Raw genomic sequence first — 20,541 nt, 5'->3', positions numbered from 1 at the left:
GACAGCCAGAGCAAGACAAAAAGTAAAGCAGTGTAAGGGGTGTTGCAATGCGGCGCCCCGGTTCACGCGAGGCTCAGCACGCGCGGTGGCCGGCAGACTTTTTCCCGGGCGACCCCGCACCCCCAGAGCACCCAATCCAGTGGCCGGAAGGAAACACAGCAGCATGGCAAAAAGCGCAGCGGCAGAGTTCAGACAGGGCGGTATGACCGGGTATTTCCGACTGGCGCACGGCGCCACCGCGCAGGCCCTGGCCGAAGCAAGGCCAGACCTGGACCGCGTGGCCCTGGCCCAGGCCCTGCACGACTACCACCGCGACCTGGGCACCCTGGACGGCCACACAGAGGCCGCTCTGGCGCAGCTGGCCCACCCGGCCTCGCGCGTGGTGGTCACGGGGCAACAGGCGGGCGCCCTGACCGGCCCCGCCTACGCCGTGCACAAGGGCGCCGACGCCGCGCTGCTGGCCCGGCAGCTGCACACCGACCAGAGGCCCGTGGTGGCCGTGTACTGGGTGGCCAGCCAGGACCACGACGCCGCCGAGGTCGCCAGCACCACCCTGCTGGACCGCGCCGAGACCCTGCACCGCCTGACCCTGGACGTGCCGGCCGGGGTGCCGGTGGGCCGCGTGCCCTGGCGCCCCGAATGGACCGCGCAGGTCCACGCCCTGCTGGACGCGTTCGATGGCCCCGCCGAGCATGTGGCGGCCGTGCGGCGGCGCATTGACGCGGCGCTGGCGGGCGGCGGCAGCTACGCCGATGTGTTCGCGCGCCTGCTGCACGGGCTGCTGGCCCCAGCGGGGCTGCTGGTGCTGGACCCCCTGTACCCGGCCCTGGCCCGCCTGATGGCCCCGGCGCTGGCGCGCGAGCTGCGTGATCCCCTGGCCTCTTCGGCGGCCATTGAGGCGGCGGCGGCGCAGCTGGAACGCGACGGGTTCACCCCGCAGCTGCGCCGCCCGCCCGGGGCCACCAACCTGTTTGTGGAAGAAGACGACGGCCAGCGCCACCTGCTGCGTGTGGACGGCCCGCGCCTGTTCACAGAGACCCGCAGCTACACCCGTGAGGACCTGCTGGCCTTGCTGGACGCCGACCCCAGCCGCCTGACCCCGGCGGCGGGCCTGCGCCCGGTGGTGCAGGACACCCTGCTGCCCACCCTGGCGTTTGTGGTGGGCCCCGGGGAAATTGCCTACGGCGCCCAGCTGCAGGGGGTATACCCCCTGCACGGCCTGCAGCAACCCCTGCTGTGGCCGCGCCTGAGCGTGACGTGGCTGGAACCCCCGGTGGCGCGGCTGCTGCGCCGCCTGGAAGCGGGGGCCGCGCAGGTCCAGGCCGACCCCGAAGGCGTGCTGGGCCGCGCCCTGGCCCGCGAGCGGGGCGCCGCCGCCGCTGCCCAGGGCCGCCTGGAGGCCCTGAACACCGAACTGCAGGCCCTGAGCACCGAACTGGGCGCCCTGGACCCCACGCTGGCAGGCGCCGCCGAACGCACCCGCACGCGCACCCTGGCGCGGGTGACCCACCTGCAACGCCTCGCCACCCGCGCCCTGGCCCGCGCCGAGGACGAGCGCAGCGGCCAGCTGACCCGCCTGAAGCGCCACCTGCTGCCCGGCGGCGTCCCCCAGGAACGCGAACTGAACTTTCTGACCTTCCTACTGAAGCACGGCGAAACGCCCCTGCGCCAGCTGCTGAGCCTGCCCCCCGGCTGGCAGGGTGAACTGGAAATTCCTTAAAAGCTTGGTTTAAAGACGTCGCGTTGTTCAGCCTCTAGGGAAGGGTGCGCGGCGCTTCTTTGGTGGCTGCGGAACTCAGCGCGGCCCCGGGGGGTTCTCCTCCACCGCCGTGAAGTGAACGAAGTCATCTGACTTCTGAAAAACCCCGTCGCCTGTGACGGGATTGTTCCGACTGGAGGACCTCGCAGAGCGGCGCAGCAGAGAAAGAAGTCAGATTTCCGGGAATGGACGGAAGCCGTATCAGCGTTCAACCCAGTCACTGGCGTGGGCGGGCTGTCTTTGGCCGTTCACCGAAACGGGCAGCCTTCATCAGAGCAGCCCTTCCTGCCCGGCCACGCTCTCCCCTCCCCAGAACAGCAAAAGCCCCCACTCGGGGGGCTCGGCACAAGGGACAGCTCAGGACGGGGACTTGGGCGCCGGAATGGCCTTGACCAGAAACCGGACCGCCGTTCGTTCTTCGGCCTGAACGTCCAGCTTCACGAATTCGGGCTGGGTGTACAGATCAAGCTGGTCACCCGTCAGGTAACCACGGGCAATCGCCAGGGCCTTGACCGCCTGGTTGACGGCGGTCGGGCCGATGGACTGGATTTCCACCTCGCCCTGGGTGCGCAGCAGCGCAGCGATAGCACCGGCGATGGCGTTGGGGCGTGACGTGCCGGAGACGCGCAGGGTTTCCAAGGTGATGCTCTCCTTCCAAAAACAAAGACTTAAACCCCTCTATCTTAAACGGCCACTTCGCAGACGACAATTCCCTGAACCGCACGGTGATGGGGGCCCCCGCCGGGGGCTGGACGCCGCAGCGCTGACCTGCCGCTGACAGCCCGCTGAAGGTTTGGTGACGTTGCCCCCCCAGACTACCCGGCATGACCACAGAACGAAAGGCAGAGGCCAGCCTCTGGCACCGACTGCTTGAAACGCGCCTGACCCGCCGCACCGCGCTGGGCAGCGCCGCCATGACGGCCGCCGCGACCGCGCTGCCCCTCACCATCAGCCAGGCCGAGGCCGTCAGCAACAACGGCGGCCCCAGCACAGTGGACCCGCAGAAGGTCAAGCCCCTGACCATGCCGCCCTTCCGCGCCATCCCCGTGACGGGCGCCGACGCGGTGACGCTGCCGGCCGGCTACCGCGCGCAGGTACTGGCACCCTGGGGCGAGACCTTTACCGAGGGTGGCCGCGAGATCGGCTTTAACCACGACTACGTGGGCTTCTTTCCTATCGACATGCTCACGGGCGGCACCAGCAGCACCGAGGCGCTGCTGACGATCAACCACGAGTACGTGAACCCCATGTTCGTGGGCGGCGACACCAAGAACCGCACCCCCGCGCAGATCAGGGCCGAGATGGAAGCGGTGGGCGTGAGCGTGGTGCGCGTGAAAAAAGAAGGCCGCGAGTGGCGCATTGTCCCCGACGCCCGCAACCGCCGCATTGACGCCCTGAGCACCATGGAACTGACCGGCCCGGTGCGCGGCAGCAGCGTGGTGAAGGGCGCCACGATGGTGAAGGGCACCGTAGGCAACTGCTCGGGCGGGCAGACCCCCTGGGGCACGCTGCTCACCTGCGAGGAAAACGTGGACGGCTACGCCAAGGCCTGGGAAGGCAGCGGCTACGACCCCATGCACCAGGGCTGGGTGACCGAGATTGACCCCTTTACCCCCGAGTGGACCCCGAAAAAGCGCACCGCCATGGGCCGCTTCCGCCATGAGAACGTGGCCGTGACCGTGGCCAAGGACGGGCGCGTGGTGGGCTACATGGGCGACGACATGCAGGATTCGTGCGTGTACAAGTTCGTCTCGCGCGGCAAGTACGACCCCGCCAACCGCGCCGCGAACCTGAACCTGCTGGCCGAGGGCGACCTGTACGTGGCGAACTTTGGCAATGGCAGCTGGGTGCTGCTGGACTACGACAAGAACAAGAAACTGCAAGACGCCAAGGGCAGCGACGGCAAGCCGCTGTTCGCCAGCCAGGCCGACGTGCTGGCCGACGCCCGCGCCAGCGCCCTGGCGGTCGGCGGTACCCCGGTGGACCGCCCCGAGGACATCGAGATTCACCCCCGCACCGGCGAGGTGTACGTGGCGCTGACCAACAACAGCAAGCACGGCAACTTCTTCGGGCAGATCGTCAAGTTCCGCGAAGCCGGCGACGACTGGACCGCCACGAAGTTCCTGTGGGAAATCTTCGCGGTGGGCGGGCCCCAGAGCGGCTTTGCCAGCCCGGACAACCTCGTGTTCGACCCCTACGGCAACCTGTGGATGGTCACCGACAACTCGGACCTGAGCACCAACCCCATCAAGGCCTTCCACGGCAACAACGCCATGTTCTTCATGCCCACCGAGGGCCCCAACGCTGGCAAGGCGTACCGCTTCGCCGTGGGCCCGGTGGACGCCGAAATGACCGGCCCCGTGTGGTCCCCCGACGGCAAGACGCTGTTCCTGGCCATTCAGCACCCCGGTGAGGACAGCGAGAGCCTGGACAAGCTGCGCTCGAACTTTGCCGCCAAGCCCGGCACGAACGTTCCCCGCCCCACGCTGGTGGCGATTGAAGGCTTCCCCGGGTGGAAGGCATGACCATGACTGTGCCCCCCCACAAAGCCCCCTGGATCGTGGGCCGCACGCCCCTGCTGGAACATGCTGCCGACGATTTTCTGAACGAGGTGACCCGCCAGAAGCCCTGGCGCCGCGCGCGCTACGAGGACCTGCTCTCGGCCCTGGACACCTTCCTGGGCGGCGGCGCGCCCCTGCTGGCCTACACCCGCGCCACCGGCGAGGCGTGGCTGCGCGCCCTGCACGAGAGCGAGCAGGAGGACGCCCGCGAACTCCTGACCGAATTCCGCAGCTACCTGCGCGAATGGGGCTGGCTGGACAGCGCCCGCCCGGTGAATCAGCCGGATTAAGGAGAGGGGTGCAGGCGGCGGGACGCGGGGCGCGGGAAGGAAGCGCCGCCCGCGTCCCGCCGCTTGTGGTGGGGTAAGAGGGGGCGGCGGACTGCCCAGCACGTAGGTCAGCTTTTCCCGCTCCCTGCGACCCGCTCCCCGCTACCTGCTTTTCAACTCCGTCCAGATCCGGTCATACAGCCGCTGGGCCCGCCGGTCTGGCAGTTCGTCAATAAAGTTGAGCTTGCCGTTTTTCAGCCAGTCTGCCGGGGGGTTCAGGGCGGGGACAGCCTTGAGAAAGTCGTCCAGCAGCGGCCGGGCGGCGGCGTTGGGGGTGGCGTAGTAGGTGTAGTTGCTTAAGCGCGCGCCCACCTCGTCGTCCAGCAGGGTGTTGATGAAGCGGTGGGCCAGGGCCGGGTTGGGGCTGCGCTTTAAGACCACCAGGGTATCCATGCTGATGGTGGTGCCTTCGCGGGGCAGGACCACCTGCACCTGGGGGTTTTCCTCGGTGGCGATCAGGAGGTCGCCCACGTAGATCTGGCCCAGGTCAATCTGGCGGGCCAGCAGCTTGTTGCGGGTGCCAGGGCCGCCGTCAAAGCCCTGAAAGCCCTTTTTGGCCACCGTGCGGCGCAGCAGGTCGCGGGCGGCGCGCAGCTGCGCCACATCGGCCGTGTTGGCGCTGTGGCCCAGGTACTTCAGCGCCGCGCCGATCACCTCGCGCGGGTCGTCCAGCAGCACAAACGAGCGGCGGTCCTCGGGGCCAAAGATCTCGGCCCAGCCCCTCTGAGGGGTGTAGCGGCTCTTGTTGTAGGCCAGGCCGGTGGCCGCGTACTGGTACGGCACGGAGTAGCGGTTGCCCGGGTCATAGGGCGGGTTCAGGAATTCGGGCGCCACGTTCTTCAGGTTGGGCAGCCTCGCCCGGTCCAGCGGCTGAAGCAGGCCGGCGCGCACCATCGTCTGCACCACATACGAACTGGGCACCACGAGGTCGTAGGTGGCCCCGCCCCCCTGCAGCTTGGCGAGCATGGCCTCGTTGCTCTCGAAGGTGTCCAGAATGACCCGCGCGCCAGTCTGCCCCTCGAACGCCTTCACGATGTCCGGGTCCATGTATTCCGACCAGATGAACACGCGCAGGGTGCGGCCATCGCCCGTGGGCACGGGGGACGCTGTTTTCACGGCCGGCTTCTCCACCCGGTAACACCCGCTCAGCAGGGCGCAGAGGGCCAGGAGCGGCGCGGGGCTGCGTCGAAGGGTCAAAGGGTATAAGGGTCTAAGGCGGGCCGCCCCTCGACCCCGCGTGCCGGGCGTCATCCCTTCCTCCGGGGCCGCAGCAGGGCGTTCGCCACCAGCACCGCCACCACGGTGACCAGAATCAGCAGGGTGCTCAGGGCATTGATGTCGGGGGTCACGCCGCGTTTGACGTTGGTGTAGATCAGCACTGGCAGGGTCTGGAAGCCCGAGCCGCTGGTGAAGTACGTGACCACGAAGTCATCCAGCGACAGGGTAAAGGCCAGCAGGGCGCCGGCCAGCACGCCCGGCCACGCCAGCGGCAGCACCACGCGCCAGAACGACTGCCACGCGCTGGCGCCGAGGTCGCGTGCCGCTTCCTCCAGTTCGGGGCCGTAGCCCGACAGGCGCGAGCGCACGGTCAGGGCCACGTAGCTGATCTGAAAGGTCACGTGCGCCAGCAGCACGGTCCAGAAGCCGTTGTCAAAGGTCCAGCCAGCCCGCTCCAGCCCTGCGCGCACAGCGGCGTAGAACATCAGCAGCATCACGCCCATCACCACGTCGGGAATCACGATGGGCAGCACCAGCAGCGTGGACAGGGCCGCGCGCGCCCGGCTGGTGTAGCGCCACAGTCCCAGGCCGGTCAGCGTGCCCAGCACCGTGCTGACCAGGGTGCTCAGCAGCGCCACCTGCAGCGTGTGCCCCAGCGCCGCACGCACGTCGGCGCGGTCCAGCAGCACGCCGTACCACTTGGTGGTGAAGCCCGTCCACTCGGCCCCAAAGCGTGACTCGTTGAAGGAAAAGACGATCAGCACCAGAATCGGCAGGTACAGAAAGGCGTACACCAGCCACGCCCAGGCGGCCAGGAGGGGGTGGGTGCGGGTCATGCTGGCCTCCGGCCGGGTCGAAGGGTCAAAGGGTCGAAGAGTCTCAGGCGATTGGGGCTCAACTTGCTGGCAAGCTGTTTCCGACGAGCACTCGGCGCAGATCTTCCCCTCGGTATCCACCAGCAGACCGCTGAGTTTCGCCTCGCCCTTTCTCGACCCTTAGACTCTTCGACCCTTAGACAACGCGCGCCGCGCGTCATACCAGTTCCTCCAGACCCCGGCGGCCCGCCACCCGGGCGTAGGCCCACAGGCCCAGCAGCACCAAACCCATCAGCAGGAAGCTCAGCGCGCTGCCATACGGCCAGTCGCCCGCCTGCCCGAACTGGTTCTGCACGAGGTTGCCCACCAGCGCCGTCTTGGCGCCGCCCAGCAGGTCACTGACCACAAAGGTGCCCAGGGCCGGAATAAAGGTGAGCAGAATACCCGCCACCAACCCCGGCCACGTCTGGGGCACCACGGCGCTCCAGAAGGCCCGCGCGGGGGGCGCGCCCAGGTCCTGCGCCGCCTCGGCCAGCGACCAGTTCACCTTTTCCACGCTGGCGTACACCGGCAACACAAAAAAGGGCAGGAAGGCGTAGACCATGCCCAGCAGGGTGGCCGTGAGGCTAGGCACCAGATCGAAGGGCCGCAGCAGGATGATCCAGGCGTACACCCGGATCAGAAAATTGGTCCAGAAGGGAATGATGAGCAGCAGCAGCAGCAGCTGGCGGCGCCGCGCGTCCTGCCGGGCAATGTAAAAGGCCAGCGGGTAGCCCAGCAGCACGCACAGCAGCGTGCTGAGCCCCGCCACCCACACGCTGCGCCACAGCACCCTCAGGTTGTCGCCAGTCCATTCCTGAAACAGCGCGTCGTAGCCAATGACCCGCCCCCAGCTTTCCAGCGTCCACGGCGAACCCACCTGCGCCAGATCCGTGCGCGTGAGGAACGAATACCCCAGCATGATCAGCGCCGGCACCACCAGAAAAGCCATCAGCCACAGCACCCCGGGCCCCAGCGTGGCGAGAAAGCGGCGGGGGGTCATGCGCGCCTCCGGCGCGGTCGAAGGGTCGAGAGGTCTAAGGGTCTAAGGGAATGAGGGCCCCATCTCCTTAGACCCTTAGACCCTTTGACCCTTCGACACCGAGCGCAGCGAGGTCTCACCCTTCCTCCAGCACCACAAGGTTCTCGGGCGGCAGGTACAGGGCCACCTGTTCGCCGTAATCAAAGTCCTCGTCGGCGCCAATGTCGGCGTTCAGCTGAAAGACGTGCAGGCGCTGGCCGCTCGCTTCCAGCACGTACTGGTTCTCGGCGCCCGTATACACGATGTCGTCCACGCGGGCGCGGATCTCGTTGCCCTCGGTTTCGTCGTCGCGCTCCATGCGCAGTTTCTCGGGGCGCACCGAGAGGGTCACGTGCTGCCCCGGGCGCAGGCCCGCCCCCAGGGCGGTGCGCAGGGGGCCGTGCACGGTCTGCACGGTCGCGTGGGGCCCGTCCACCGCCTGCACCGTGCCTTCAATGAGGTTGCTGCTGCCCAGAAAGGTCGCCACAAAGGCGGTGCGGGGGCGCTCATACAGGGCTTCGGCCTGACCCAGCTGCTCAATGCGGCCCCGGTTCATCACGGCAATCCGGTCACTCATGACCAGCGCCTCTTCCTGATCGTGGGTCACGAACACAAAGGTCATGCCCAGGGTCTGCTGCAGGTGCGCCAGTTCGACCTGCAGTTCCTTGCGCAGCTTCAGGTCCAGGGCGCTGAGGGGTTCGTCCAGCAGCAGCACCTGCGGCTCGTTCACGATGGCGCGCGCCAGCGCCACCCGCTGCCGTTGCCCCCCCGACAGCTGATCGGGGCGCCGGGCGGCGAGGTCGCCAATCTGCACCTGCTCCAGGGCGCGCCCGGCCCGCTCGCGGCGTGCGCCGGCCGGCACCCCAGCCATGCGCAGGCCAAACTCCACGTTCTCACGCACGTTCAGATGCGGAAACAGCGCGTAGTTCTGGAACACGGTGTTCACCGGGCGGCGGTGGGCCGGCACGCCGGTCATGTCCCGGCCGCCGATCATCACGCTACCGCCGTCGGGCTGTTCAAACCCCGCCAGCAGGCGCAGCAGCGTGGTCTTGCCACACCCGGACGGTCCCAGCAGGCTGAAAAACTCGCCCTGGCGGATGTCCAATGTCACGCCGTCCAGCACCGGCTGGGCCGCGCCCCGGAAACTCTTGCGCAGGTCGCGCGCCGCCACCGCCGTCTCGGTGCCGATCACCCGTTCCCGCCGCCCCCTGGTACTTACGCCGCTGATGGCCGCGCCCCCTGCTTTGCCCTGCTCGTCATGACCGGAATTGTACGGGGCCGGCCGGGCAGGCGCGCCCCCCACCACCCGCTTCCCCCTTAAGGCGGACGCCCCAGCCCACCCCCCGGAGCTACCGTGAGCCCCTCGCCCGCGTGCCCCCCCGTCCCCTGCCCCCCCAGAGGTTCACCGTGGAAGAAGTGCTGGTTCCCCTGTTTTTTTTCGCCAGTGTGTTCGGCTTTCCCCTGCTGCGCCGCCAGATGATTCACCGCCACCAGATGGAGCGCCTGGAGCGGGAAGGCCGCCCCGGCGCGCCCCTGGCCCTGAGCGCCGGCGCCGTGCCGGACGACGCCCCGGCCCTGGCCCTGCGCCTGCCCGAACCGCACCGCCTGTATGCCCTGGCCCTGCTGTGCCGCCTGGAAGATGCCCCGCAGGCCGCCCAGGGCCGCACGCTGTTTGTGCTGCGGCAGGCGCGCGACACCTATCTGCCCGAAACCCTGCGCGCTTACCTGCACCTGACCCCGGCGGGGCGGGCGCAACTGGCCGCGCAGGGCCACAGCCCCGAGGCGCTGCTGGGCGAGCAACTGGCGCTGATTAACGGCGCCGTGACCGAGGCCCTGGCCCACGACCACGCCGCCGCCGACCGCCTGCTGACCCAGGGCCGCTTTCTGCTGGACCGCGCCCAGCGCCCGGCCGAACTCACCGCAGCCTCAGAGATGGGGGGCGCGCGTTAGGACCGGCCTCACAAGGTGGGGGCGCTGACCTTGTGCGCGCGGGCCCTGGGGTGTGCTGCCCAAGGTTCGCGCGCCGCGCGCCAAGGAGGCCCCACCATGTTCTTACGCATTGACAAACTGCAGTTTGACCTCCCCCTGCCCAAAGAAGCCAACCCCAACGGGGCGGCGGCCGTCCAGGAACTGATGGGCGGCCGTTTTGGCGAGATGTCCACCCTGATGAACTACATGACCCAGTCGTTCAACTTCCGGGGCAAGGACACGCTGCGGCCGTACTACGAGCTGATTGCCAACATTGGCGCCGAGGAGCTGGGCCACATCGAACTGGTCTCGGCCACCATCAACGCGCTGCTGGCCGGCCCCGAGCCCAAGGCCCAGGAAGAGCCGGTGGACCCCAGTACCCACCCCTTCTCGTTCGCGCAGGACGTGCGCTACGCCAAGCACTTCATTGCGGCCGGGCCCGGCACCATGATCGCGGATTCGCACGGCAAGGCCTGGAGCGGCGACTACGTGTATTCCAGCGGCAATTTGATGCTGGACCTGACCCACAACTTCTTCCTGGAAGGCGCGGCGCGCCACAACAAGCTGCGCGTGTACGAGATGGTGGACGACCCCACTGCCAAGGCCCTGGTGGGCTACCTGCTGGTGCGCGGCGGGGTGCACCAGATTGCCTACGCCAAGGCCCTGGAAACCTTAAGCGGCGTGAACATGGAAAAGCTGCTGCCCATGCCCAACATTCCCACTTCCCTCATTCCCGAAGCCAAGCGCGTGATGGACCAGGGCGTGCACCAGATTCTCTACCGCTTCAGCGACACGGACTTTACCCAGCTGAGCGCCATCTGGAACGGCACCCACCCCGAAGACGGCAGCGAGGTCCGCGTGGGCGAATACACCGAGATTCAGGGCGGCCCCACAGTGGACGGCGGCCACGACTCGGCGGCCTTCTCGCCCGAGTGGGACATGGGCGAGATCATGGAAATCGCCAAGAAGCTGCACGACAAGGCCCGGTTGCGGTAGGTCGGGCAAGGGGGGCGGGGGGCCGATTCTGCCCCCCGCCTCCCTTGCTGCTGGTCAGCCCTCCAGGGTCTCAACCTTGACGCCCAGCAGGTGGGCGAGGTCCAGCAGTTGCGTGGGCTCGACGGTCACGCCCTGCAGTTCGGCAGGCCCCAGGCGGACGCCCCGCAGGTCGCAGCCGCGCAGATCGGCGCCGTCCAGCAGGGCCCCACGCAGGTCTGTGCGGGCCAGCTGGCAGCCGCGCAGCACCGCTCCGGGCAGCTTCGCGCCCATAAATACCGCTTCACTCAGGTCGCAGGCGTCCAGCCGCAGGTGCGCGGCGTCGGCCTTGAGCCAGACCGACAGGGCCAGCACAGTGCGGTCCAGGCGAACATGGCGCAGGCGCGCGCCCGGGGCCTGCAGCCCCAGCAGCCGGCAATCAGACGCCTCCACGCGTTCCAGGGACACGTCGTCCCACACGGCGCTGCTCAAGTCACAGTGTTCAAAGCGCACGTCCTGAAGCCGCACCCGCTGCCAGTTCACGCCGCGCAGCGTCACGCTCCGGAACACACACTTTTCAAAAGTCACGCTGCGCAGTGTCTGCCCGCCGGGCAGGTCGCCCCCGAACGCCACCCCCCGGTAGACCGCTTCATCCTCCAGTGGCCCAGGCAGGGGGCGCAGGTTACCCAACTTCGGGGGTTTGGGGGCCGCCGCGAGGGCGGGCCGCGTCACAGCGTCAGGACCTCACAGCCCTTCTGGGTCACGGCGACCGTGTGTTCAAACTGCGCGCTGGGGCTCTTGTCGGCGGTGATCACGGTCCAGCCGTCGCCCAGCAGGCGGGTTTCGGGGCGGCCCAGGTTGATCATGGGTTCAATGGTGAACACCATACCGGGCTGCAGCTTCAGGCCGGTGTAGCGCGCGCCGTGGTGCAGCACGGTGGGTTCCTCGTGCAGGCGCTTGCCAATGCCGTGGCCGGTGTACTCGCGCACCACGCTGTAGCCCCGGCCCTCGGCCAGCGACTGAATGGCGTGCCCAATATCGCCCAGGCGGGCGCCGGGTTTCACCAGATCCAGCGCGGCGTTCAGGCTGGCGCGGGTGGCGTCCACGAGGCCCTGCACCTCCGGGCGCACCGGCCCCACCGTGTAGGTGTAGCAGGCGTCGCCGTAGTAGCCGTTCAGCAGCACGCCGATGTCCACGCCAATAATGTCGCCCTCCTGCAGCTGGCGGCTGTCGGGAATGCCGTGGCAGATCACCTCGTTCACGCTGGCGCAGATGGTGCCGGGAAAGGGGTTGGTGCGCGGTCCGTAGCCCAGGTAGGCGGGGGTGGCGCCCGCCTTGCGAATATGTTCCTCGGCCAGGCGGTCCAGTTCCTTGAGGGTCACGCCGGGCTTCACGTGGGGTTCCAGCACCCGGAAGGTTTCGGCCACCAGCGCCCCCGCACGGCGCATGATCTCGATTTCGCGGGCGGATTTCAGGGCAACGCGGCTCATAACAGAGCAGGCTAACACGGGGCACCCAGAGCGGTGAACGCCCAGGGTCACGAACCGCCGGCCGCCCCCTCTTGCCGGCCCACGCGCGCTACCCTCGCCCCTATGAGTGAACGCCGGGTGGTCATCAGCGTGGATATGGAAGGCGTCTGCGGGGTCTCAAGCTGGGTACAGGTGAGCCCGCCGGAATTTGGCGGGCTGGTGAACGCCGCCGAGTACGAGCGCGCCCGCCGCCAGATGACCCTGGAAGCGGCGGCAGCGGCCCAGGGCGCCCTGGACGCCGGGGCCACCGACGTGCTGGTGAACGACAGCCACGACACCATGCGCAACCTGCTGCCCGAACTGCTGCCCCCGGCCGTGCGCTTTACCACCGGCCACGACAAGCCGCTGAGCATGGTGCAGGGCGTGCAGGAGGCCGGCGTGGTGGGCCTGCTGTTCGTGGGCTACCACGCCCGGGCGGGCAGCGTGCGCGGCCCGCTGGCCCACACCTGGAACGGCTTTCTCCGCGACGTGCGGATCAATGGGGTCTCTACGGGCGAATACGGCCTGAACGCCCTGCTGGCCGGTCACTACGGCGTGCCGGTCCTCTTTGCCAGCGGCGACGATGTGGCCATGACCGAGATCCAGGCGGAACTGGGCGAGGAGGTGGTCACGGTGGCGGTCAAGGAGGGCCTCAGCGCCTTTGCCGCCGTCCACCTGCACCCCCACACGGCCCTGGAGCGCATTCGGGACGGGGCCCGCCGCGCCGTGGAACAGGCCGCCCAGGCCCGTCCCTCCACCACCCGCTGGCCGGCCCAGGCCCAGCTGAGCTTTAACCACCAGGCCCGCGCCGACGCCGCCGAACGGGTACCCGGTGTGACCCGGGTGGACGCCGTCACCGTGGGGTGGGAGAGCGACAACGCCTACCACCTGTTCCAGACCTTCCGCATGCTGGCCAAAGTGGCCGAGGTGCGGCTGGACGGGTAAGGAGGGGTGTGAACCGTGGGTTGTGGGAAGTGGGAAAAGCAACACTCATGGCTGCCCGCTAAGCTCGGTGCCATGCGTGCCCTGTTGCCTGTTGTCGCGGCCCTGATGCTCTGTTCTTCTGCCTCTGCGGCGACCGTGTGGGCGGGGGTGAATGCCACCACGGCCGGCTACGGCGTACATGCGGGCACCGCGCTGCTGCCGGTGCCGCTGCTGGGCACCCTGGGGTTGGAAGCCAGCGCCGAGCGCCCCTGGCAAACGGGCGCGGGCACCGCCAGCCGCTACGCCGCCGGGCTAACCCTGCGCGACCTGAACCTGCCCTTAAGCCGCGTGGACGCCTTTGCCACCGTGGGCGGACAGCTGACCGTGCCCACCCCCGTCCCCGGCGGCAGCAGCGAGAGCCGCTTTGCCCTGTACGGCGAGGCTGGCCTGCGCGGCCCCGTGCTGGGCCCGGCCGGCTGGCGGGCCTTTGTGCGCGCCAGCAGCGCCGGGCAACTGGGGGCAGGGGTGGGGCTGGAACTGAGGTTTTGAAGGGGATGCAGGTGGCGGGAAGCGGAGCGCGGTAGGGCAGGTGGCGGATGCGCCCTGAGGCGGGCGTTCTTTAGCCTGATGCCGTGACCGATCAAGGTTCTTCTGGCTACATCCTGCAGACCACGCTGGAGGGCATCTCGCCCGCGCAGCTCACGGGGTTTTTCGTGGGGTGGCCCAACCCGCCCAGCCCAGAAACGTTTTACCGCCTGCTGGCCGGGTCGTACCGCTTCGTGCTGGCGGTGCAACGCGGGCAGGTGATCGGGTTTGTGCAGGCGGTCAGCGACGGCGTGCTGACCGCTTTTGTTCCGCTGCTGGAAGTGCGGCCCGAGCATCAGGGACGGGGCATTGGCCGCGCGCTGATGGAGCGGCTGCTGGCGGAACTGGCCGACTTTTACGCCGTGGACCTCGCCTGCGACGACGATCTGGTGCCCTTCTACGAGGGTCTGGGCTTACGGCGGGCCAACCTGATGTTCCGGCGCAACTACGCCCGGCAGCAGGGACGACCAGCGACGCCTTAACGCCTACCAGTACAGCAGCAGGGCGTCGCCCCGGTTCCAGCCCAGCCGCTTCAAGTACCCGCCCTCCCGGGGGCTGAGCTGGGCCAGCTCCTCTGCCGTGGGCCGACCGTTCAGCCACGCGGCGTCCGGCACCACCCAGCCTCGGGTCTGCCACCACGCAGCCAGCGCTGGCGGGTTGATGTAGGGGTGGTGGGTGGGTTCCCAAGGCTCGCCGGGGAGGCCGGCCGGCCGGTGCTCTGGCGCGGCCACAAAAGCCAGCAGGGGCAACCAACCGTGGGCGCGCATCTCCACCCGCTGCGCCCCATACGGCGCCACCAGTTCACGCACCCGCAACTCGGTCATGAAGGAGGTGGCCGCCCAGGGCGAAAGTGTCCAGCCCGTGGCCTGGGCGCAGGCGTGCAGGTCGGCCGTCCAGCGCGGAGCAGCCGCAGGGTCGGCGTCGTCCAGCTCGGCCCGCAGCCACTGCAGCGGCGCGGCCATGCCCTACCCCAGTTCGGCGCGCAGGCGCTGCACGTCCTCGCGCCACGCCTCGGCGTCGTCGCTCTCCTCCCATAGGTCGGGCAGTTCGCTGGCCGGGCCCAGCACCCGGTCCAGGGCTTCCAGGGCTGTGGGGCGCAGGTGGGCCAGCTCGGCCGGGTTCACGCCCTGCACCCACGCGCGCAGCCCGGCGTCAGTCAGGCTGGCCGTGTCACCCGTCAGGACCGCTGCCAGAATCTCGGCGGCGGCCAGGGCGCGGTGGCCTTCCTCGGCGTCCAGCAGGTCGTTGTCGGGGTCCAGGGCCACATCAAAGGCCTCGGCCAGGGCGTAGGCGCCGTCCTGCACCACCTCGGCCACAAAGGCGGCGGCGTGCTCGTTCTCCAGGCTGCCAGTCCCCCAGACGGTCATGGCTTCATTGTGCCAGACCTGGGGATTCAGGAGGGTCCGCAGGGCCGTAGTGATGATGAGGCTGGTACGCCGAAGAGAATCCAGCCAGGAATTGTGGTGTTGGCGCTTCAGGCTTCGGCTTGAATCTCCCCTGGGCGACCACCCAGGCGTAAGCGCTCATGTCCAGTGGGTACCACGTCAGCGTGCCCTCCAGACCATGCTGGTGAATCCAAGCCTTCCCCAGTTCCAGAGTTGAGAATATGGCAGCCGGCTGCTTGGCCCGGACACCCATAAAGACCCATACCCCCGGTAGACCCTCTATGGCTTAAACACCCACCCCTTGCCCGTAGCGGCGCTCCACGTACTGCTCCAGCAAGTCCTGAAAGTCCTCGGCAATGCGGGGGCCCCTCAGGGTGGTCAGCAGTTTGCCGTCCTGGTACACGGGGGCGCGCGGGTCTTCGCCGGTGCCGGGCAGCGAGATGCCGATGTTGGCGTGCTTGCTTTCGCCGGGGCCGTTCACGATGCAGCCCATGACCGCCACCTGCATCTCTTCCACGCCGGGGTATTTCGCCTTCCACTCGGGCATCGTGTCGCGGATGTAATCCTGAATCTTCTGGGCCAGCTCCTGGAAAAAGGTGCTGGTGGTGCGCCCGCACCCGGGGCAGGAGGTGACCTGCGGCAGAAACTGACGCAGCCCCAGGCTCTGCAGAATCTGCTGGGCCACCTCCACTTCCAGCTTGCGGCTGGCGCCGGGTTCGGGGGTCAGGGAAACGCGGATGGTGTCGCCGATGCCGTCTATCAGGAGGGGCGCCAGGGCCGCGCTGCTCGCCACGATGCCTTTCATGCCCATGCCCGCTTCGGTCAGGCCCAGGTGCAGGGGGTAGTCGCACAGCGGGGCCAGCTGGCGGTAGACCTTCCACAGTTCCGGCGCGCTGCTCACCTTCACCGAAATCAGGATCTTATCGTGGGGCAACCCCAGTTCCTCGGCGTAGCGGGCGCTGTCCAGGGCGGAGACCACCATCGCGTCAATCATCACGTCGGTGCCGCTCTTGGGGCTGCCCGCGCGGGTGTTCTCGTCCATCAGCTTGGCCAGCACCTGCTGGTCCAGGCTGCCCCAGTTCACACCCACGCGCACGGGCTTGTCGAACTCCTTGGCCACCTCGATCATGGTGGCGAAGTTGGCGTCGTGGTGCTGCCCCGCGCCCACATTGCCGGGGTTGATGCGGTATTTGGCGAGTAGGCGGGCCGTGTCCGGGAATTCACGCAGCAGGATGTGGCCGTTGTAGTGAAAGTCGCCCACGATGGGCACATTCAGGCCTACCTCGTGCAGGCGGGCCACGATCTCGGGGATGGCGGCGGCGGCTTCGCGGGTGTTCACGGTCACGCGCACGATCTCGCTGCCGGCGCGGGCCAGCTGGGCAATCTGAATGGCCGTGGCCTCGGCGTTGGCGGTGTCGGTGTTCGTCATGCTCTGCACGACGATGGGGTGCGCGCTGCCCACGAACACGCCTCCCACGTTCACGCTGACGGTCTGGCGGCGGGTCATGCCCCCAGTCTACGCGGGCGCCCCCGCTGGCCGCGAGGACAGGTGCCCGGCCGCCTCCATCCGGTCCAGCAGCGCCCCCAGGCCGATCTCCACGCCGCCCTGTGGCCCACTCTGGCCGTACAGTCCCGCCCGCTCCAGCGCCGCTGCGCCGTGCAGAAAGGTCCAGTAGGCCACCGCGTGCCCGGTATCGTCGGGGTGGCCAGTCAGCGCGCCCACCCGCTCCAGCAGCGCGCCCCACAGCGCCTTGCCAGCCGGGGTCCTTAAGCCCGGTGCCTGGGGCGCCACAGGGGTCAGCAGCAGGTCGTAGGCATGGGGCCGCGTGCGGGCAAAGTGCCAGTAGGCCTGCGCCACTGTCGCCAACGCCGCGCGGGGGGGCAGCCCGGCCGCCGCTGCCAGTTCGGCGCGCAGAGCGCTGGCGGCCTGTTCGGCCAGGGTGCTCAGCAGGGCTTCGCGGCTACCCACATGGCGGTACAGGCTGCTGGGGCGCACGCCCAGTGCCTCGGCCAGGGGGCGCATGCCCAGGGCCGCCGGCCCGCCCTGTTCCAGCAGGGCCCAGGCCGCCGCCTGAATGGCCTCGGGCGTGAGTTTGGCGGGATAAGGCATGGCGAACAGTGTACGCCTTGACGCCACCCCGGCGCAGGTGTACGGTAAATACACAAGACGAACGCCGTTCGCTTTGCTGGCCGCCCGGCCATCCGGAGGTTTCCTATGTCGGCACGCCACAGCGCCCACCCGCCCATCCGGCTGGCCCAGTTTGGGCTGGTCAACACCTACCTCGTCCCCGAATCCGATGGCCTGACCCTGATTGACGCGGGCCTGCCCGGCCTGGAACGGCGCCTGCCCCCGCTGATTGCCCGCCTGGGCCGGCCGCTGCGCCGGGTGGCCATCACCCACGCGCACGCGGACCATGTGGGCAGCCTGGACGCCCTGGTGGCCGCGCACCCGGGGCTGGAGGTGCTGCTGGGCGAACACGACGCCCCGGGGCTGGCGGCGCTGGGGGTGCAGAGCGCTCCCACCCGCCTGCTGCGCGCCGGGGACCGCGTGCGCTCCCTGGTCGTGCTGGACACCCCGGGCCACTCGCCGGGCCACGTGGCGTACCTGGATGAGCGCGACGGCACCCTGTACAGCGGCGACACCTTCGTGAACGTGCCAGGGCTTCACGTGGCCAGCGTGCTGAGCGCTGTGTTCCCCCTGCCCACCCTGGGCACCCATGACCCGGCCGGGACCACCGCAAGCGCCCGCGCGCTGCTGGCCGTGCCTGCCCGCTTTCTGGCCACTGGGCACGGCCCCGTGGTGCGAGACCCGGGACCCGCCATGAGGCGCGCCGTGGCCCAGGCCGAAGAGGGCCGCGCACCCAGTCGCCTGACCGCGCAGGTGGCCGCCTTCGTGGGGCGCCTGACCGGCATGACCACCGGGGGCGCGGTGGCCGCCAAGGCCGGGCTGGCCGGGAGGGGCGGCTAGAGCAGGGCCTGCGGGCCTGTGCAGTCCACCCCCTGCCTTTCCTCTTGACCGCAGGGCGGCGACGCCCCCACACTGGGGCAAACAGTTCACAGGCAACGCTTGTCCGCAGCGGGCACGACCTTTCTTTGCATTCACGCAAGAGGTCGTGCCCGCTGCGCTGCCGTGCCGGAGGTTAGCGCCGCATGTCCATTTTTCCCCTGCTGTCCACCCAACACGACCACACCCCTGCCTACACCGGGCGCCTGGGCGCGCCCCTGGGCGAGACCGTCCGCGTGCGCCTGCGCACCACCCTGCCGGTAACGGAGGTGAAGTTCAAGCTGGTGCGCGTGGGTGAAATTGAAGCGCACCCCGCGCGGGAAGTGGAGGTGGCCGGCGACCTGCCCGGCCGCTGGTTCGAGGCCGATCTGCCCGTGCACGAAGGCCGCGTGCGCTACGCGTGGCAGCTGAACTTTGGCAACGACCACCTGCACCTCACGGCGCTGGGCCTGCACCGCACCCGGCGTGGCTTTCGCTCGTGGTTCACGTACCTTGCCGGCCACACGGCTCCCGAATGGGCCTGGGAGAGCGTCTTTTACCAGATCTTCCCCGACCGTTTCCGCAACGGCGACCCCAGCAACGACGTGCAGACCGGTGAATACGTGTACAGCGGCCGGGCCGTGGAGCACGTGGCGTGGAACACCCCCATCGACGCCTGGGGCGATATCCACGGGCATTACGGCGGCGACCTGAACGGCATCACCCAGGCGCTGCCCTACCTGCAGGATCTGGGCATCACCGGGCTGTGGCTGACCCCCATTTTCGTGTCGCCCAGCAACCACCGCTACGACATCACCGATTACCGCCATGTGGACCCCCACCTGGGCGGCGACGCGGCCTGGGACGAACTGGTGGGCGCGGCCCAGCGGGCGGGCATCCGGCTGGTGCTGGACGGCGTGTTCAACCATGTGGGCAATGAGCACGCGCTGTTTCAGGCGGCGCTGGACGACCACGCGGCCCCCGAGCGCGAACTGTTCACCTGGCGCGACGAGCCCGGCAAGCCGCCGTACCACGCCTTTTTCGATGTGCCCACGCTGCCCAAGATTGACTACCGCAACCCGGCAGCGATTGATGAATTCTTCAGCGGCGAGGAGTCCGTGGTGCGCCACTGGCTGCGCCGGGGCGCGGCAGGCTGGCGCCTGGACGTGGCCCACATGATCGGCACGGGCGGCACCGACGAAGACAACCTGCCGCTGCACCGCACCCTCAAACGCGCCGCGCGTGAGGAACGCGGCGACGCCTACGTGTTCGGCGAGCGCTTTTACGACCCCGAGCACGCGCTGGACGGCCAGGGCGAGGACGGCTCCATGAATTACCACGGCTTTGGCCTGCCGGTGATGCAGTGGCTGGCGCGGGGCAACCTCACCTTTGAACCCAGCAACCTGGGCGGCGAGGAACTGGCCGAGCTGCTCTGGGACGCCTACCACGCCCTGTCGCCGCAGGTGGCCCTGAGCATGTTTAACGTGCTGGAATCGCACGACGTGCCGCGTGCCCTGTACCGCCTGGGCAATGACCGCACGCTGTTCCAGGCCGCCCTGACCTTCCTGATGACCTACGCCGGAGTGCCCTGCACCTACTACGGCTCAGAGGTGGGCCTGAGCCAGTCGCGCGACGGCGCCATGCCCTGGTGCCGCGAGGCCATGCCCTGGGACGAGGCCGCGTGGGACCAGCCCCTGCGCGCCCGGGTGAAGGCCCTGATCGCGGTGCGCCGCGAGCAGCTGGCCCTGCAGCGCGGCAACCTGCGCTTTCTGCACGCCGAGGACGACGCGGTGGCGTTCCTGCGCGAATACACCCATGAGGACGGCCGCGTCGTGCGCGCGGCGGTGATTATCAGCCGCCGCCCCCAGGCCCACGAGGTCGCGCTGGCCCTGCCCGGCGGCGAGTGGCGCGACGCTCTAAGCGGCGAGACCCTAAGTGGCGGTCAGGTGACGGTGCAGGCTGCTGGCGGCCGGATTCTGCTGCAGGGTTGAGGTGCGGAGGCCACGGTAGGCTGAGCCTACTGAACAGCCCACCGTGACCCGAGCAGACAATGGTGTGATGGACACTCGAACCAAAATTGTCGATTGCTCTGGCGTGCGTTCTGAACAGGACTTCTGGGCGGCGTACGTGCACGATGTGAAGCCGGAAAGCCCAGACTTTGGTCGAAATTTCGATGCCTTTCGGGATGCCCTCTGGGGTGGTCCAGGCTGGCCTGATGCCGACGAGCTTCGCTTCATCCATACTTCGTCACTTGCAACTTTTCGTGACGGGCAATTCATCGACATGCTCAGGGAGATGGCACAAGGAACAGATTCAGTCCGGCTTGTCTTCGAGTAGCTCTGGTTCTGGGGGCTTGCTCAGGGTTGGTCCTGCTCTGCCTGCAGGGTGAGGAGCAGCGCCGCAGAGCACGGCGCCGTCTCCCGACTCCATCTGAAGCACCAAGCGCGCCCAGACCTCTTTTGGCTGGGCGCGCT

The 20,541-nt window shown here is 68.8% G+C and carries 23 protein-coding genes; 11 read left to right on the top strand and 12 right to left on the bottom strand.

Features of this window, described 5'->3' with window-relative positions:
- Nucleotides 1-163: 163 nt before the first annotated feature.
- The gene (bshC, locus tag KMW22_RS09465) at nucleotides 164-1,720 is read left to right on the top strand and encodes a bacillithiol biosynthesis cysteine-adding enzyme BshC (protein ID WP_221089802.1); all 1,557 of its coding nucleotides are present in this window, start codon (nucleotides 164-166) and stop codon (nucleotides 1,718-1,720) included.
- A 396-nt stretch (nucleotides 1,721-2,116) separates the two neighbouring features.
- On the opposite strand, the gene KMW22_RS09460 is transcribed toward bshC, so the two are convergent.
- Nucleotides 2,117-2,398, bottom strand: coding sequence for a stage V sporulation protein S (locus KMW22_RS09460; protein WP_221089801.1), 282 nt, complete (start codon nucleotides 2,396-2,398; stop codon nucleotides 2,117-2,119).
- A gap of 185 nt (nucleotides 2,399-2,583) precedes the next feature.
- On the opposite strand from KMW22_RS09460, the gene KMW22_RS09455 reads away from it, so the two are divergent.
- Both KMW22_RS09455 and KMW22_RS09450 read left to right on the top strand, forming a co-directional pair.
- Complete coding sequence (locus KMW22_RS09455) at nucleotides 2,584-4,284, top strand: PhoX family protein (protein ID WP_221089800.1); 1,701 nt, start codon at nucleotides 2,584-2,586, stop codon at nucleotides 4,282-4,284.
- Nucleotides 4,285-4,286: 2 nt separating this feature from the next.
- A complete protein-coding gene (locus KMW22_RS09450; RefSeq protein ID WP_221089799.1) occupies nucleotides 4,287-4,610 on the top strand; it encodes a hypothetical protein in 324 nt (107 codons plus the stop codon).
- Between the two features lie 141 nt (nucleotides 4,611-4,751).
- On the opposite strand, the gene KMW22_RS09445 is transcribed toward KMW22_RS09450, so the two are convergent.
- The 4 genes from KMW22_RS09445 to KMW22_RS09430 form a co-directional block, all read right to left on the bottom strand.
- Entirely contained in the window at nucleotides 4,752-5,765 is a 1,014-nt protein-coding gene (locus KMW22_RS09445) for a polyamine ABC transporter substrate-binding protein (RefSeq protein WP_328774651.1), read from the bottom strand.
- Between the two features lie 131 nt (nucleotides 5,766-5,896).
- On the bottom strand, nucleotides 5,897-6,703 hold the full coding sequence (locus tag KMW22_RS09440; protein WP_221089797.1) for an ABC transporter permease: 807 nt from the start codon (nucleotides 6,701-6,703) through the stop codon (nucleotides 5,897-5,899).
- A gap of 196 nt (nucleotides 6,704-6,899) precedes the next feature.
- A complete protein-coding gene (locus KMW22_RS09435) occupies nucleotides 6,900-7,724 on the bottom strand; it encodes an ABC transporter permease (protein ID WP_221089796.1) in 825 nt (274 codons plus the stop codon).
- Between the two features lie 115 nt (nucleotides 7,725-7,839).
- Nucleotides 7,840-8,934, bottom strand: a complete 1,095-nt coding sequence (locus KMW22_RS09430; RefSeq protein ID WP_328774650.1) for an ABC transporter ATP-binding protein — start codon at nucleotides 8,932-8,934, stop codon at nucleotides 7,840-7,842.
- A gap of 224 nt (nucleotides 8,935-9,158) precedes the next feature.
- Between KMW22_RS09430 and KMW22_RS09425 the strand changes: the two genes are divergently transcribed.
- Entirely contained in the window at nucleotides 9,159-9,692 is a 534-nt protein-coding gene (locus tag KMW22_RS09425) for a hypothetical protein (RefSeq protein ID WP_328774649.1), read from the top strand.
- A gap of 96 nt (nucleotides 9,693-9,788) precedes the next feature.
- Nucleotides 9,789-10,706 carry a manganese catalase family protein gene (locus KMW22_RS09420; RefSeq protein WP_221089794.1) on the top strand — a complete coding sequence of 306 codons (918 nt, stop codon included), beginning with the start codon at nucleotides 9,789-9,791 and terminating at the stop codon, nucleotides 10,704-10,706.
- Nucleotides 10,707-10,760: 54 nt separating this feature from the next.
- On the opposite strand, the gene KMW22_RS09415 is transcribed toward KMW22_RS09420, so the two are convergent.
- Complete coding sequence (locus tag KMW22_RS09415; RefSeq protein WP_221089793.1) at nucleotides 10,761-11,414, bottom strand: pentapeptide repeat-containing protein; 654 nt, start codon at nucleotides 11,412-11,414, stop codon at nucleotides 10,761-10,763.
- The gene (map, locus tag KMW22_RS09410) at nucleotides 11,411-12,172 is read right to left on the bottom strand and encodes a type I methionyl aminopeptidase (RefSeq protein ID WP_221089792.1); all 762 of its coding nucleotides are present in this window, start codon (nucleotides 12,170-12,172) and stop codon (nucleotides 11,411-11,413) included. The genes KMW22_RS09415 and map overlap by 4 nt, the downstream gene beginning before the upstream one ends.
- Nucleotides 12,173-12,274: 102 nt before the next feature.
- Between map and KMW22_RS09405 the strand changes: the two genes are divergently transcribed.
- The 3 genes from KMW22_RS09405 to KMW22_RS09395 all read left to right on the top strand — a co-directional run bounded on the left by KMW22_RS09405 (nucleotide 12,275) and on the right by KMW22_RS09395 (nucleotide 14,181).
- Complete coding sequence (locus KMW22_RS09405; protein ID WP_221089791.1) at nucleotides 12,275-13,135, top strand: M55 family metallopeptidase; 861 nt, start codon at nucleotides 12,275-12,277, stop codon at nucleotides 13,133-13,135.
- A gap of 72 nt (nucleotides 13,136-13,207) precedes the next feature.
- Entirely contained in the window at nucleotides 13,208-13,663 is a 456-nt protein-coding gene (locus KMW22_RS09400; RefSeq protein WP_235692812.1) for a hypothetical protein, read from the top strand.
- Between the two features lie 83 nt (nucleotides 13,664-13,746).
- The gene (locus KMW22_RS09395) at nucleotides 13,747-14,181 is read left to right on the top strand and encodes a GNAT family N-acetyltransferase (protein WP_328774648.1); all 435 of its coding nucleotides are present in this window, start codon (nucleotides 13,747-13,749) and stop codon (nucleotides 14,179-14,181) included.
- 3 nt (nucleotides 14,182-14,184) lie between these two features.
- Here KMW22_RS09395 and KMW22_RS09390 read toward each other — a convergent pair whose 3' ends face one another.
- From KMW22_RS09390 to KMW22_RS09375, 5 genes are read right to left on the bottom strand one after another with little or no spacing between them, the layout of a single operon-like run.
- Complete coding sequence (locus KMW22_RS09390) at nucleotides 14,185-14,661, bottom strand: hypothetical protein (RefSeq protein ID WP_221089790.1); 477 nt, start codon at nucleotides 14,659-14,661, stop codon at nucleotides 14,185-14,187.
- A 3-nt stretch (nucleotides 14,662-14,664) separates the two neighbouring features.
- Nucleotides 14,665-15,066, bottom strand: a complete 402-nt coding sequence (locus KMW22_RS09385; RefSeq protein ID WP_221089789.1) for a DUF4259 domain-containing protein — start codon at nucleotides 15,064-15,066, stop codon at nucleotides 14,665-14,667.
- A gap of 4 nt (nucleotides 15,067-15,070) precedes the next feature.
- The gene (locus KMW22_RS19765; RefSeq protein WP_456236886.1) at nucleotides 15,071-15,337 is read right to left on the bottom strand and encodes a DUF7710 domain-containing protein; all 267 of its coding nucleotides are present in this window, start codon (nucleotides 15,335-15,337) and stop codon (nucleotides 15,071-15,073) included.
- A gap of 33 nt (nucleotides 15,338-15,370) precedes the next feature.
- A complete protein-coding gene (gene ispG / locus KMW22_RS09380) occupies nucleotides 15,371-16,591 on the bottom strand; it encodes a flavodoxin-dependent (E)-4-hydroxy-3-methylbut-2-enyl-diphosphate synthase (RefSeq protein WP_221089788.1) in 1,221 nt (406 codons plus the stop codon).
- A 9-nt stretch (nucleotides 16,592-16,600) separates the two neighbouring features.
- A complete protein-coding gene (locus KMW22_RS09375) occupies nucleotides 16,601-17,194 on the bottom strand; it encodes a TetR/AcrR family transcriptional regulator (RefSeq protein WP_221089787.1) in 594 nt (197 codons plus the stop codon).
- A 105-nt stretch (nucleotides 17,195-17,299) separates the two neighbouring features.
- Between KMW22_RS09375 and KMW22_RS09370 the strand changes: the two genes are divergently transcribed.
- From KMW22_RS09370 to KMW22_RS09360, 3 genes are all read left to right on the top strand, one after another.
- Nucleotides 17,300-18,052: an MBL fold metallo-hydrolase gene (locus KMW22_RS09370; protein ID WP_221089786.1), complete on the top strand. Its 753-nt coding sequence runs from the start codon at nucleotides 17,300-17,302 to the stop codon at nucleotides 18,050-18,052.
- A gap of 182 nt (nucleotides 18,053-18,234) precedes the next feature.
- Nucleotides 18,235-20,058: an alpha-amylase family glycosyl hydrolase gene (locus KMW22_RS09365; protein WP_221089785.1), complete on the top strand. Its 1,824-nt coding sequence runs from the start codon at nucleotides 18,235-18,237 to the stop codon at nucleotides 20,056-20,058.
- Between the two features lie 43 nt (nucleotides 20,059-20,101).
- On the top strand, nucleotides 20,102-20,404 hold the full coding sequence (locus KMW22_RS09360; protein ID WP_221089784.1) for a barstar family protein: 303 nt from the start codon (nucleotides 20,102-20,104) through the stop codon (nucleotides 20,402-20,404).
- Nucleotides 20,405-20,541: the final 137 nt, after the last annotated feature.

The organism is Deinococcus aquaedulcis, from assembly GCF_019693445.1.
Classification (GTDB): domain Bacteria; phylum Deinococcota; class Deinococci; order Deinococcales; family Deinococcaceae; genus Deinococcus; species Deinococcus aquaedulcis.
The sequence above is the reverse complement of the archived record's forward strand: the minus strand, read 5'-3'. Positions and strand labels throughout refer to the sequence as shown.